Source organism: Erythrobacter sp. CCH5-A1 (assembly GCF_001557115.1).
GTDB lineage: Bacteria > Pseudomonadota > Alphaproteobacteria > Sphingomonadales > Sphingomonadaceae > Erythrobacter.
This window is the reverse complement of sequence record NZ_LSKQ01000120.1, coordinates 1-13,220: the sequence shown is the minus strand read 5'-3', so window position 1 is coordinate 13,220 and position 13,220 is coordinate 1. Positions and strand designations below refer to the sequence as shown.

Below are 13,220 nucleotides of genomic sequence, written 5' to 3'. Positions count from 1 at the left end.
AGCAAAACGACGAATACCAGCTCCAGCACCGCTACATGCAGATCGAGGGCATGGCAGCGCTCGCCACACCAACCATCGAGGAGGCTCAGCCGCTACAGATTACACCAAAGGCCGCCTGAAAATGCAGCCCGCTGGCCACAACCGAATTTACACCACGTTGACGGACACGACCCAGCTGTTCGCGCTCGAACAGGTCCAGATTTCGCAAGCACGAGCCGATCGATGCTGGCTCTCCCCTGCGTCGGTTATTGACCTCCCAGGCCGTCTGATTTTGGACAAATGCCATTCCCTCGCTCCCTCAGTCCTGAGGTGCGGCACAGACAAAAAACATTGCTCGCAAACCTTGCGAAAAATGCTTGCAAGTTGTCAGGGAGCAGGTAGCTTGCCGGTGTCTCTAGCCACGCTTTGGCGCGGCAAATTACAGCTTCCTTCGAAAGGCCCGGGCGCTGCCCGGGTTTTTCATGTCTGCGTCGCTGACCTCCCTTTCATATGCACCAGCTGGTGCGGCGATCCCCGGCAGCGTTCGGGCGCGTTTCATTGCGCGCAGAAGCGCTTGTTTGCCATTCGGTCTGTTGCTAGAAAGCGAGGCGTACTTGGCGCTCTGGCAACAGGATGCGTTAAAGGGGGGCCCGTTGGCGCGGGGCCCCCTTTCAGATTCAGAGCATCATCGGTTGTCCTTCTGATGGTTCAGGTGATCTGACGCTGAGCGTGGTAGCCACGATCGCTGCGATGACCGCTTCCCGCGACGACAGATCATCCCCTTTCAGCTGGTCAATCTTCTCGATCAGGGCCGCCGGCAGCCAGATTTCGAGGGGGCGCAAGCCGTCTTTGCGGCGCCTGCGTCTTTGGTCTGCTTTCCGGTTCCGAGCGCCTTCTGCTGCTGGCGCAATGCCAGGGGCGAGGTGTTCGTGACCAGTCACGCACCCCATCATGAAGCGTCGTCGCCCCTCGCGGCGAAAGCATCAGGCGTAAGCATGTTCAAATCCGCCGCCGTTATGCCGGTTTTCGAGTGACATATGATGCTTGGCGATGGCGGAGGATGTCTTCTTCGCAATCGTATCGCACAGGCTTTGGCGGATGGTTTCGAATTGTCCCTCGCATGCTGCCAACTCGCTCGGAAGACGAGCCGCGAGAGCGACCGCTACCAGGGCAGTCGTCTCGCAGCATGGATCTTCGTATGAGCTTGCACTGTTGTAGCAGAGCAGAACGAGGCCGGCCCTGATCGGGTCGATTTCGAGGTGGACCAGAACTCTCTGGAATTCGTCGATGGTCAGGCTGCCGGCTTCGAGCCTTTCAAAGAAGCCTGCACGGCGGCTCCGTTTCAGGACCCCTTCATCGGCCATTTTTCTGAGGCTCGTATGGCGTAGCTGCATCTGTTCCTTGATCAGAGCAGCGTACATTCTGTTTACGCTATGGGCCTTTACTCCCACGACCTCGGGCGTCCCCTTGCACATCCATGCCTCCGCCATGCCACACCATGCAATTTCATAGTGTGATCTTGCCGACGGGAATTTTGCAAGTGGAAAATTCACCCTGCGCAACGAGCAAGGCACAGAACACAAGGGTTTCACGTACGCCGCAATGGACTTTCGTCGTGGCGTTCAACTCCCCTTTAAGTCGTTCGATAGCCGCATTTTCCTTCGAATTGAGCCGAACATAAATGCGAATCGGGCCGTCCACGGGGAGTTGAGCCACCAATCCCGCTGCATGGGCCTCCTTCGGCTCTTGATACGTCGCCAGAGCATAGAGCAGTACGTCTTTGAATTTTACGAACCGCCCCTGTACCAGGCTCAACGAAGCGATGGCCTTTACGATCTGTTCGAAGGCGGCCTGGCTGACGGCGATTTCGTGCGCGACATGCGTGTTCTGCTTCACGTCCAACCACCTTCCTGTGTTTCCAGAAGGGTTGCCCCTTCATCCCTTTCCGACACGGGCTCGAATCATTTTTTCTGGCGGGCGGAAAGCCCTGGTCAGGAATCCCGACCGGGGTGGTCGGAAAACACGACCGGGGTGGTCAGGAATCTCGACCGCCCCGGTCGGGAATCCTGACCGGGGTGGTTGCATATTCCGACCAGGGTGGCCGCGAATCGCAACCACCCTGGTTGCGTATTCCGGACCAGTCGCACGAATCGGCGTTCAGCATCGAATCTAATGTTTGAGAAATGGTGTCCCTCGGGAGGACTTTGGCTTTGGCGGCAGACGCCAGCATCCAACCGAAAGGGAAATCTCGATGACAACACTCGATCTGAAGAATCGCAGCGGCACACTTGCTGTTGCGATTGCGGCGCTCGCAGCCGCCAGCGTGTTCGGCGCTGATGCCGCGATGGCGGGAGCCGACACGACCTTCAACACCGCTCTTGCCCAGTTCACCGGCTTCCTTGAAGGCTCCGGTGGCCGGATCATCACGGTGCTCTCGCTCGCTGGCGGCATCGTTGCGCTGGCGTCGGGCCGCTTTTCGCTCGGTCAGGTCGCAATCCCGGTTGGCGTCGGCGTCGGAGCCGGGACCGGCATTCCGATCGTCACCGCCTCGGTGACCGGCACGGTCTGACCCCTGCCCCCTCGCTTCATGGTGGCAAGGGTACCGCAGTTCACCCTTCTGGCGGCTGCTCCTTGTCCTCTCTCTGGCGGAGTTGATCCTTGGACCAGTATTCGATCCCAAAACATCTCGACGATCCAGAGCTGATCGGGTTCTGGACCCTCGATGAATTCCTCGTGATGGTCATACCCTTCACATGGGGAATTCTCGCTCAGCACGTTGTCATCGGGCTCCTTTTGGCCCTGGCTGCGTGGTTCGGCTATCGCAAGGTCAAAGCTGGGCGTTCGATGCATTGGGTCCTGCATTTTGCCTATTGGCATTTGCCGGGAGAATTCTTCGGTCTGAAGGTCGCTCCGCCATCTCATCTTCGTGTGATGGCGGGCTGATATGGAAATCTCTTTTGCCCACGAGGCGTCGCAGCGGACCCTCAAGCAACGCAACCTGCTTGCGCTCATCTGTTTCGTGCTCGGCATTCTCGTGGTGGTTATGTTCACCGCGGCATCGACGCGGGACCGCGAGGTTGTGCTGCAGCCCATCCTGCCCAGCCAGATGACGCTGAGCTCTGCGGCGCTCACGCCCGAGTATCTTGAGGCTGTGACCCGCGACACCGCGCAGCTTGCGCTCAACCGCTCGCCCGAAACACTCCAATACTGGCTTGATGGCATCGTTGCCATTTCCGCGCCGGAGGCGCGCGGGGCTCTCAAGGCCAAGCTCTTGAGGATCGTGGCGGAGCAGGAGGGCTCTCAGGTTACCCAGTTTGTCACGATCAACTGGATCCGCACGGACCCTGAAAACCTCACCAGCCAGGTCGGAGGCGTCCTTCATACCATCGTCGGATCCAAGGACGTGCGCCGCGAGCACAAGATCTTCGAATTTCACTGGACCTACACCGGCGTGTCGCTGCGCCTGAAGGGGTTTGGTGTCGTCGTTAAGAAGGAAGGAGCGAACCAATGACCTTTTCTGTCTCGACGCTCTGCCTTGCCTCAGGCGCGCCGTTGCTTTTCCGCATCGACAGCCATTTTCTTCGTGGGCTTGGCGCTGCGCTTTTCTCGGTCGGCTTCGTCATGGCGGCCACGCCAGCCTTTGCTGACGAAAACATCCTCGCCGTCGACAATGGAGAGGTTCGCTGCCGGGCATCCAAGGCCGACCTGACGCGCATTTCGCTGAAGGATGACCGGTTTGTGTCGGTGTCCCGAGTGCAAACTGGCGTCGAGGGTCAAGACTTCTCGATCGTCCACGAACCCACCCGCGGCGATATCTACATCTCGGTTCCCGAAGCCTATGCAAAGCCGAACATCTCCTTCTTCGGGACGACGCAAAAGGGCCTTGTCTACAAGTTCGACTGCCAGATTGGCGGTGACAGTGCGGTGCAGGTTTTTGTGGCGAATGCCGATATCGAAAATCCTTCCGCCAAGCCTGAGGTCCTTACAGCATCGGGTTCGTTGAAGGATCGCGCTGTCGGGCTCGTCAGGGCGATGTTCGAACAGCGCCCGGTGACCGGCTTCGAGATCCGCGATGCGGCCCGTGCCCCGGTCAACGTCGGCGATATGAAGGTTCAGCTCCTCACCGAGTATCGCAGCCCGACGATGACCGGGAAGGTCCTGCGCATCGAGAATGCCAGCTCCTCACCGATCGCGCTTCGCGAAGAACTCATCGCCGGGGACGGTGCAATCGCCGTCACAATTTCCAACCCCAACCTCGCAAGCGGGCAGGCGACTGCTGCTTACGTGGTCGTGCCTGCAGGAAGGTAAGCCTCATGGATTTTCTCAAGCGCAAGCCCAAGGATCTGGATGGCGCCGAGGCCGATGGCCGCGATGCGGTCGATGAAACGGGCTCGATCATCGACAATGACAAGGCACAGAAGCGGCAGAGAATGCTGTTTTTTGGGCTGGGTGGTGTCGCGGTCGTGGCTTCGACCATGTATGTCTTGCGGACGGAAACCGTGGTTGAAGAGGCAACCAAGCCTGGGCACGAGACCGAGGTTTCGACTGATGCCCTGATGAACCGACAGCGCGTCGATCAGGAATGGATGGCCATCTACGAGGGTCAGGTTAACTCCCAGGATCAGCGTCTCAAGGGCGTCGAAGCGCAGGCTGGCCAGGTTGCGCAGTTGCAAAGCGAGATTCAGGCTCTGCGCGGTGAAAATGCCGCGATGGCGCGCGACGGGCAGCAGGTGCTCGAGGCCTATGAGCGTGAGAACCAGCAACTGCGCCAGCAGGTCACCAGGGGCAATGCCCGCCCGACTGCGCCCGGACCTGTTGCGGCTGCCCGTGATATGGGCGTGTCTTCGCCAGCTGCATCCGGCGCACCTTCTGCCGCAATCCCCCGCCGCGGCAGCGACGTACAGATGGTGTCCTTCGCGCAAGCAGGCGGGACGGGCTCGCGCATTGATCCCGCCAAGGCCCCTGCGGTCTACACCGATTCCCCGAACTACCTTCCGCCCAACTCGATCGCGAATGCCACCGTGGTGGTCGGCGTTGATGCGACGACCAATACCCGCAGTCAGAGTGACCCGCTGCCGGTTCTCCTTCGCATCACCGGGCCAGCGCGCTCGGTCTATGGTGGCGGCAAGCTGCTTGCGACCCGCGTGCAGGGCTGCATGGTCAATGGTGCGGCCTATGGCGATCTCTCCAGCGAAAAGGTCTATGTGAAGCTGCAGCGTATGACCTGCGCGCAGCCCGGCGGGCGCTTCGCGGTTTCAGAGGTCAAGGGTTTCATTGCCTTCGGCGGCAAAGTCGGCGTCCGGGGACGCGTCGTGAGCCGCGAAGGCTCACTGACCACGCAAGCGTTTCTCGCAGGGCTGGTGAGCGGGGTCGGCAACGCCTTTCAGGGTGCCAACCAGATCCCCCGGATTTCGCAAGATCCTGTGCTCCCGTCAGCTTCCGATGTCGGCATTCAGGCGATTGGTGGCGGCGCCGCCAATGCCGGGAACACTCTCTCCGAATATCTGATCGAACGGGCCGAGCAATATCAGCCGGTCGTCGAGATGCCCACCGGTGCCGCGGTCGAGGTCGTGTTCCTCGATGGCACCTTCATCAGGAATTGAGGCCCGTAATGGAATTCAAATGGACCACATGGAAGGTCGCAGGGGCCGCCCTTGCGCTCACCGGTTCGGTCGCTGCAATTGCCGCCGCCGCTCATGCCGCGGCGGGAGATGACGCTGCGACGATCAAGGCAGCGCTGGTCAAACGTCTCCCCAAGACCGAGATCACCACGATCGACTGCGAAAAGATCGAGGGCGTTTGCGAAGTTCAGGCACGCCAGAACCTCTTCTACATCGACAGATCGGCGCGCTATCTCATCATTGGCCGCGTCTACGACATGGAGACCAAGCAGGATCTCACAGCCGCCCGGTTGCTTGAGATGAACCCGGACATGCTGGTCGGCGCGGGGGTCGCTGGGGAGCAAGAGGACGCGGCCGAGCCAACACCGGCACGGCAGTCAGGTGCGGGCGCCGCGGAGCCACTGCCACGTATCGATCCCGCAGCGCTGGCAGCTTTGCCCTCGAGCGGCAGCGTTGTGATGGGCAAAGGGGGCCGGACGCTCACGGTCTTCAGCGATTTCCGGTGCGGGTACTGCAAACGCCTCCACGAGACCCTCGCCACGCTCGACGTCAAGGTCGTTGAGCGCCCGATTTCGGTGCTCGGCACCCGCCCAATCTCCGAAGCGGTGATCTGTGCGAGCGACAAGCGCCGCGCGGTGAACGAAGCCTATGACGGAGCCGCAATCACGAGCGGTCGACGCTGCGATACCTCGGGCCTCGATGCCAATGAGGCCTTTGCAAGGCAGCATGGGTTCACCGGCACCCCGGTCATTGTGCGCGACGATGGCGCTGTCCTTCACGGCTTCCGCCCTCGCGAATTCCTCGAAACCTGGCTGAAGGAGAAGGTGTCATGAACACGAAAGGCGCAATGGCAATCGCGGCTGCGACGTTCGGACTATCGGCCTGTACGACGCTGGGCACCAATGTCAGCGGCAAGTTCCGCTGCGAGGCTCCAGACGGTATCTGTGCGCCTTCGCTGGTGATCGATGATAGCGCAATTGCGAGGATCGAGGAAACCACCTCGGCGGATCTTCTGAACCCTGCAGGTCCATTCCGGATGGACGATGGGATCTCCGCACCGGTGCGAGGCCAGTCGCTTGGTTCCGAAGCACTCGTTGCGCGTTCGTCGCCGAGTTATGAGCTCTCTGTCGTGTTTCCGGGCTACACGGATGCCGCAGGCACAGCCCATGCCCGGATCGCGGTGCCAGTAAAGGCTATGCTCCCGGGCCGGGGCGATGCTCTTGAGACAATTGCGCTGCGAGGTGCAAAGCCTGCGCGTGCCCAAGGGTTGCTGGCAGCCGCCGAGAGCGCACCGCAATTCATGGCGATTGCCCCTGGTATCTTGGATGACGGTCAGCCGGGTTCCGCGGGCGCAGAGACTGCGATGGCGTCCAATCTTCCAAAGAGCCCGGCGCCGGCCCAGCAGGCCCAAGCCCAGCAAGCGGCTTCTCAGCCTGCCAACCCGATCGCTGAGATCGAGGCGAAGGTGTCCGAGCGCCTCGCATCACAGCAGCGATTGTCGAGGCGCGAGGCCGCCTCATTTCCTGCAACGCCGGAGTAATGCGCCATGCTGCAGGCCTTCACCAACATCATCGATCTGGTAACCGGCGACGCTCGCAAGCCTGAGCAGAACGCCCGGCCTGCCAGCGTTCCAATGCTCTCGCATTTCCTCGGATATCGCTCGTTCGATGAGGACAAGCGCATCTTCCATCAGGTCCGCTCAAAGGGCTTCATAATCGAGCTCGCTCCGCTTGTCGGTGCAAACGACCGGGTCACTGATGTGATCGGTTCGCTATTCTCAGACATTCTTCTGCCCGGCACCAAGTTCTCGGTCACAAACTATTCGAGCCCGCGCGTTGCCGAGAAACTGCAGACCTGGGCGTTGCCGCGCTACAAGGCTTCGGGGGTTTTCCAGACGCTCGCCCGCCATCGCGTCGACAAGCTGCGCAGCGGAGCATGGTCCACTCTTGCGAGCGACGGCCCGTTTTTTGTGCGGAGCTTTCGCGTGCTGCTGGCCGTCGGGATCAGTGATGGTTCTGGCCTTTCGACGGATGACCTCCTGACCATGCGCGAGGGGATTATTTCGGCGCTCGATTCCATCGATGTCCCGGTCAAGGAATTCGCACCAACCGACCTGATCCGTTTTTTCGACGAGATACTCGCCCCGTCTACCGGCGCTGGCGACGAAGTGCCCGGATACAACCGGTTCGATCCTATCAATGAGCAGTGCATCAGGCGCGATCTCGTCACCCATGTTGGGCGTGACCGCCTGGTGATTGAGGCCCAATCGTTGCGGCCAACTGGATCGTCAGTCGATGGCGTGCCGGAGCTGAAGGACTTCGTACCCGAGCGCTTCGATGTGCGAACCATGGCGGTGCGCAATTTTCCGGATCGCTGGGCACCCTGGGACAGCCAGAAGGTGATTGGGGACATCTTCAACCCCAAGCTCTCGCTGCCCTGTCCCGTCTTACAGACGGCTTGTGGGGTGATCCCCAATCAGGAGTCTTCCGAAGCGAAGGCCGGCTACAAGTTCGTGCGCACCAGCTCGCTTGCGGAAGGCAAGGGCGTGAAGCTTGTGCCCAAGCTGCGTACCGAAGCGGCTGAGTGGCAGTTCGTTGCCGACCGGGTCAAGCAGGGCGAGAAGCTCGTGTCCTGCTACTATGCTGTTACGATCATCGCGCCGAAGGGCCGGGGCGAGCCCTGCGAGCGCACGCTGAAGGCTCTCTACAAGGCGAGCGGGTGGGATCTGATTGACGAGACCCATATCCAGCTTCCCGCCTTCATGGCGCACTTTCCGCTGCTGCTGGCTGACGGGCTCGACAGCGACCTCAAGCGGATGAAGCGCATGCGCACCATGCGCTCGGCGAACCTTGCTGCGATTGCGCCAATCCAGGGCGAATACATCGGCGGCAACATCCCGCACCTGCTGTTCATCGGACGCCGGGGTCAGCCGCAATTCTGGTCACCCTTCCAGAACAGTGCCGGCAACCACAATGTGGCAATCTCGGGCAAGTCCGGTTCAGGCAAGTCGGTGCTGCTGCAGGACCTCACGGCAAGCTTTGCAGGGGTTGGGGCCAAGACCATCGTGATCGATGACGGCCGCAGCTTCGAGCATATGGCCAAGGCGCTGGGCGGGACGTTCACCGAGTTCAAGCTGTCGTCGGGCATTTCGATCAACCCGTTTCGCATGATCGACGAGGCCCTTGCCGAAGGTGACGACGACTATTTGGTCGACTGCCTTGCGATGCTCAAATCCATCGTGTCGCAGATGGCGCGCAATGAGACCCGGCTCAATGACACCGAACGCGGGCTTATCGACCAGGCGGTCAATCTTGTGTGGGACAGCCATGGGCGGGATGGCACCATCGATCACGTGATGCAGGCCCTCAAGGGCCAGGAGCATCCTTTCGCCTATGACTTGGCGACTTCGCTGCTTCCGTTCGCGGAAAAGGGAACCTACGGGAAGTTCTTCCTTGGCGATGCCAACCTTGATCTGTCGGCTGATCTTACCGTGTTCGAGCTCTCGGACCTTGCGACCCGGGTGGAGCTGCGCGGCGTCGTTCTGACTTCGATCATGTTCATTGCTTCGCAGGTCATGCGCCGGATGGACCGCGCGATCCCGAAACCGCTGATCATCGATGAGGCCTGGCAGATGCTGAAGGGCGGGGCGATGGCCGACTTCGTCGAGACCTATTCGCGCACCTGCCGCAAATATGGCGGCGCGCTGATCACTGCCACGCAGTCGATCCACGATTACTACAAATCCGAAGGCTCGCGGGCCGCCCTCGAAAACTCCGACTGGTTCCTTATCCTCCAGCAGAAGGGCGAGACCATCTCGGATTTTCGCAATTCGGACCGGTTCGAGATGGACAACATGACCGAGGCTTTGCTGCGGTCGCTGAAGCGGAACGGCACCGACTATTCGGACATCTTCATTCGGGGTCCAGAGACCGAATGCGTCGCTCGGCTCGTCCTCGATCGGTTTTCTGGCACGCTTTATTCATCGAGCCCGCATGTCTTCGCTCAGATCGAGGACTATGTGCACCGTGGCTACCGGATGCAGGATGCGATCGAGGCAGTCGCATTCCCTGAAGAACATCAGGTGCCTGAAGATTTTCCGATGAGGGAGGCTGCGGAATGAGCACGCCTTTTCGTCCCTTGGCTCGTCCTCTTGGCCGTTCCACGATGCGTCACTCGGCTACTGCGCGCCGCAAGAAGGCCGCTCAGGATCTTCTCGTTATTGCCCTTCGGTTCAGCGGTTGGCTTGCCACCAGCGCGCTTGCGACCCTCGGCATCGCCACGCTGTTCTTCCTTGTCCTTGGCGGCTTCACTCTCGATGGCCTGATGCTCCAGTTGGACAATCTCGCGTCGCGCTTCGTTGCAGCAGACGCTTCGAGACGCGGCCAGTTCGCGGCCATCAGCTTTGGCGTCATGCTCACGGGCTTTGCGCTGATCGCCTTTTTCCGCCGCGCGAGCCTGATTTCAGCCTTTTCTGTTGCCGGAGATGACCAATGACGGACCTTTTCGACCATATGGCGGCGCCTGCCACACCTACGTCTGCAAAGGCCTCGCAGGTCAGACCTCGCAGTCGCTTTGCCGCGCTGTCGGCTCGCGAAATCCTCCTGTTCGCGGGCGCAGCGACAACCTTTGTCTGGGGGGCCTGGGTGACCAAGAGTGTTGCCGCACAGGGGTCAGGGCAGCAGGAATTCGTCCAGCTTCAGCTGCAGGGCATCATTGGGGAGTATCTCCAGGCACAGGCACGCTCGAACGCCGACGAGCAGACCGCAGCACGGCAAACCGCTGTTTTCATGGCTGCGCTGGATGAGACGGTTTCCGGCCTGTCGAAGTCCGGGAAAGTCGTGCTCGTTCATGAGGCGATCGTGGGCGGCGAGGTTCCCGACGTCACGCAGAGCGTGAAGACTGCGGTTTACGCAAAGGTTCCGCGTCCCCAACCCGCCCAAGCGCTTGGCGCCGCTCCCCAGGGTCAGGCGGCCCGCGTTGAACAAGAGATGCAGGCCTTCATGGCTGCCAATCAGGGGCGTCAGCGCGATGGCAAACCCTGATCCGCTCCCTCGTTCGGCTCAACGCAAGGGGTTTGCTCGGCTTTTGTCGGACAGTGAGCCCCCTGTGAAGACAGGTGCGACCAGACGCCTTTCGACCGGTGGCAGGCTTGTGGCGATCGCTGGTGTCTGTCTCGTTGCAGGTGCCCTCAGCGCAGCTTCGAATTGGAGCGAGAACCACGCGCTGATGATCAACGTGACGGACTCGCTCCCGAACTGGGCGTTCGTGGTCGAGGCCAGGCGTTTCCCGGTGCGCGGGGACTATGTGGTTTTCCATCCCGGCCATGATCCCATTACCGTCAAGTATTTCGGGGCGAAGCCGGCTGCTTTCACCAAGATCGCTCTTGGTCTGCCAGGCGACACGGTGACGCGCATCGGCAATGATGTGCACGTCAACGGCGAGCGCGTGGCGACCATCAAACCGATGACGAAGCGCGGCGATCGTCTTGCCGCCGGCCCGCTCGGGGTTGTGCCTGAAGGCTGCATTTTTGCGGGCACACCGCACAAGGACGGCTTCGACAGCCGCTATGCGCATATCGGTTTTGTGTGCCGCGACCGGCTTGTCGGCACCGGGCAGCCAATCCTGTGAGGGTCGCTTTCTCCTTCCTCGTTGCTGGCGGACTCGCGGTGTCAGCGACGGCTTCGAGCGGCGGGGCAGTGTCAGTGCAAAGCGTCGATCACGGGCAGATGGGCCAGACATGGCCCATTGCTGAGCCAGATCTCTTGAGCGTTATCAAGGCGCGGCTCGACCATGCGGCTGCTACCGGAAAACTCGATCAGATGAACCGCCAGTTCGCCGAAAAGGTGAAGGCGAGGGTGATGCGACCGGTCCCGGTCTCCGGGATTTCGCCTGCGGAAGAGACCCGGAGTTGGGAGTTCGATCCCTCGATCCGGATCGACAAGGACATCCGTGATCACAAGGGGAATCTGATTGCTGTGGCGGGTCAGCGCGTCAATCCGCTTGCCGTCGCTGCGCTTAGCAAGAAGCTCCTCTTTGTTGATGGTGACGATCCGGCAGAAGTCGAATGGGCGATGAAGCACGGTGGCGATGCGCTCGCCAAGATCATCTTCGTTGATGGCTCTCCCTTCGAGCTCATGAAGGTTCACCAGCGCCGGTTCTACTTTGATCAGGACGGCCGTCTTACCAGCTATTTCGGGATACGCAGGACCCCGGCGCTGGTCGAACAGCGCGGCGACGTCCTCATAGTCACTGAGCAAGCCATTGCGCGCAAGGGGAGGGGGGCATGAACTCCTGGCGCAATCTGGTTCCGGCGCCCCTTGCTGCCCCCGAAACGCGCACGCTCAAGGCGGCACGTTTGCGCACGATGACCGGGCTGTTTCTGGTCGCCGCCCTCGTCGTTTCGTTTGGGGCACTTCGGGCGCTAACCGGCATCTTTGCTCTCGCACTGTTCGCAGGCGCGACGACCTTCGCTCTGCTTCAGGGGTTCCTTTGGGTCCGGGCCAAGAATGCGGCGGATGATGCCTGGCTTATGAGGGAGAGAGACGATGCGCTCTAAGCTCCTTGCGCTCCTCCTGGGCTTGGCGTCCCTGTTTATGTCGGCATCCGTGCTGGCTCCCCCGGTTCTTGCTCAGGGCCTTCCCAGCGGGCCTGGTCGGTGCTCAGGCAGTTTCGTCAATCCGGTGACCGATGTGTGCTGGGGCTGCATGTTCCCTTTGTCGCTGGGGTCGCTCAAGATTTGGCCATCATCGCGTGCCGACACCGACAATCCGGATCTTCCGATCTGCGCCTGCGGCACGCCGGTGCCGCGCATCGGCCTTGCGATCGGGTTCTGGGAGCCGGTCCGGCTCATTGATGTCTCGACCAAGCCGTGGTGCTTTCCGAACCTTGGCGGCATCAAGCTCGACCCCGGTTTTTCGATCGGTAACGGTTATGCCTCGGATGGCGCGCAGCTAGGGGGCCAGTCCCAGCGCACCGCCAAATACCACGTGCACTATTACATCTACCCGCTTCTCTACTGGCTCGAAGTGGTGACCGATTTCCTGTGTCTCGAGGCGAGCTCGTTCGACGTTGCCTATATGAGCGAGATCGATCCGCTTTGGCAGGACGACGAGCTGGCATCTCTGCTCAATCCCGAGGCCGCCCTTTTCACCTCAGTCATCGCGCAGGCCGCGTGCTCGGCCGATTGCATCTCGGCCAGCGCAAGACTGCCTATGGATGAGCTGTTCTGGTGCTCTGGTTGCCAAGGTTCGATGTATCCGATGAACGGCAATGTTGGTGCCAATATCGGCATCAAGCAGTCAGCGCGGCTCGCGGCCGAGCGCATGGTCTACAAGCTCCACCGTCAGGGTCTCGCCTGGGGCACCAGCGGATCGAAAGCGCTGTGTTCCAAGTATATCATGCCGATCCTCAAGAAGAGCCAGTACCGGATGCAGCAGGTAAATCCGACGCCCATGGTGAGTGGCCGCGAAGCCTGTTCTCCGATTGGAGCGACCACGATCTTGCCCAAATCTGGGCAGGTCTATCCCGTCAAAGGCGAGGATGTCGGCTTCCTCCTCTGGCGCAAACGCAATTGCTGCATGTGAGCGCCGTGACGGCGCAGAAAGGAAATATGTATGTAAT

The 13,220-nt window shown here is 60.8% G+C and carries 17 protein-coding genes; 14 read left to right on the top strand and 3 right to left on the bottom strand.

The annotated features are described in order from the left end of the window. Positions 1-656: 656 nt before the first annotated feature. The 3 genes from AX708_RS20310 to AX708_RS06230 form a co-directional block, all read right to left on the bottom strand. On the bottom strand, positions 657-920 hold the full coding sequence (locus tag AX708_RS20310; protein ID WP_156454536.1) for a hypothetical protein: 264 nt from the start codon (positions 918-920) through the stop codon (positions 657-659). 42 nt (positions 921-962) lie between these two features. Next, positions 963-1,400 carry a hypothetical protein gene (locus AX708_RS06235; RefSeq protein WP_156443459.1) on the bottom strand — a complete coding sequence of 146 codons (438 nt, stop codon included), beginning with the start codon at positions 1,398-1,400 and terminating at the stop codon, positions 963-965. An 85-nt stretch (positions 1,401-1,485) separates the two neighbouring features. Beyond that, a complete protein-coding gene (locus AX708_RS06230) occupies positions 1,486-1,875 on the bottom strand; it encodes a hypothetical protein (RefSeq protein WP_156443458.1) in 390 nt (129 codons plus the stop codon). A 355-nt stretch (positions 1,876-2,230) separates the two neighbouring features. Here AX708_RS06230 and AX708_RS06225 point away from each other — a divergent pair, with 355 nt between their 5' ends. The 14 genes from AX708_RS06225 (at position 2,231) to traU (ending at position 13,183) form a co-directional block, all read left to right on the top strand. Next, the gene (locus tag AX708_RS06225; RefSeq protein ID WP_066531399.1) at positions 2,231-2,548 is read left to right on the top strand and encodes a hypothetical protein; all 318 of its coding nucleotides are present in this window, start codon (positions 2,231-2,233) and stop codon (positions 2,546-2,548) included. 89 nt (positions 2,549-2,637) lie between these two features. Further along, positions 2,638-2,922, top strand: coding sequence for a type IV conjugative transfer system protein TraL (gene traL / locus AX708_RS06220; protein ID WP_054136666.1), 285 nt, complete (start codon positions 2,638-2,640; stop codon positions 2,920-2,922). Between the two features lies 1 nt (position 2,923). After that, a complete protein-coding gene (locus AX708_RS06215) occupies positions 2,924-3,490 on the top strand; it encodes a type IV conjugative transfer system protein TraE (protein ID WP_066531398.1) in 567 nt (188 codons plus the stop codon). Next, a complete protein-coding gene (locus AX708_RS06210) occupies positions 3,487-4,287 on the top strand; it encodes a type-F conjugative transfer system secretin TraK (RefSeq protein ID WP_066531397.1) in 801 nt (266 codons plus the stop codon). The genes AX708_RS06215 and AX708_RS06210 overlap by 4 nt, the downstream gene beginning before the upstream one ends. Before the next feature lie 5 nt (positions 4,288-4,292). Continuing rightward, positions 4,293-5,582, top strand: a complete 1,290-nt coding sequence (locus AX708_RS06205) for a TraB/VirB10 family protein (RefSeq protein WP_066531395.1) — start codon at positions 4,293-4,295, stop codon at positions 5,580-5,582. 8 nt (positions 5,583-5,590) lie between these two features. Further along, a complete protein-coding gene (locus AX708_RS06200; protein ID WP_066531393.1) occupies positions 5,591-6,433 on the top strand; it encodes a DsbC family protein in 843 nt (280 codons plus the stop codon). After that, complete coding sequence (locus tag AX708_RS06195; protein WP_066531388.1) at positions 6,430-7,140, top strand: hypothetical protein; 711 nt, start codon at positions 6,430-6,432, stop codon at positions 7,138-7,140. The genes AX708_RS06200 and AX708_RS06195 overlap by 4 nt, the downstream gene beginning before the upstream one ends. A gap of 6 nt (positions 7,141-7,146) precedes the next feature. Next, entirely contained in the window at positions 7,147-9,720 is a 2,574-nt protein-coding gene (gene traC / locus AX708_RS06190) for a type IV secretion system protein TraC (RefSeq protein ID WP_066531387.1), read from the top strand. After that, positions 9,717-10,094 (top strand): hypothetical protein, encoded by a 378-nt coding sequence (locus AX708_RS06185; RefSeq protein WP_156443457.1) that lies wholly within the window; start codon positions 9,717-9,719, stop codon positions 10,092-10,094. The genes traC and AX708_RS06185 overlap by 4 nt, the downstream gene beginning before the upstream one ends. Beyond that, positions 10,091-10,642 (top strand): TrbI F-type domain-containing protein, encoded by a 552-nt coding sequence (locus AX708_RS06180; protein ID WP_066531385.1) that lies wholly within the window; start codon positions 10,091-10,093, stop codon positions 10,640-10,642. Before AX708_RS06185 ends, AX708_RS06180 begins: the two co-directional genes overlap by 4 nt. A gap of 64 nt (positions 10,643-10,706) precedes the next feature. After that, positions 10,707-11,228 (top strand): S26 family signal peptidase, encoded by a 522-nt coding sequence (locus AX708_RS06175; RefSeq protein WP_369815602.1) that lies wholly within the window; start codon positions 10,707-10,709, stop codon positions 11,226-11,228. Further along, positions 11,186-11,887, top strand: coding sequence for a type-F conjugative transfer system protein TraW (gene traW / locus AX708_RS06170; RefSeq protein ID WP_318254671.1), 702 nt, complete (start codon positions 11,186-11,188; stop codon positions 11,885-11,887). The genes AX708_RS06175 and traW overlap by 43 nt, the downstream gene beginning before the upstream one ends. Further along, positions 11,884-12,156 (top strand): hypothetical protein, encoded by a 273-nt coding sequence (locus AX708_RS06165; RefSeq protein ID WP_066531377.1) that lies wholly within the window; start codon positions 11,884-11,886, stop codon positions 12,154-12,156. Before traW ends, AX708_RS06165 begins: the two co-directional genes overlap by 4 nt. Before the next feature lie 37 nt (positions 12,157-12,193). Next, the gene (gene traU, locus AX708_RS06160; RefSeq protein WP_233999616.1) at positions 12,194-13,183 is read left to right on the top strand and encodes a conjugal transfer pilus assembly protein TraU; all 990 of its coding nucleotides are present in this window, start codon (positions 12,194-12,196) and stop codon (positions 13,181-13,183) included. The last annotated feature ends 37 nt before the right edge of the window (positions 13,184-13,220 follow it).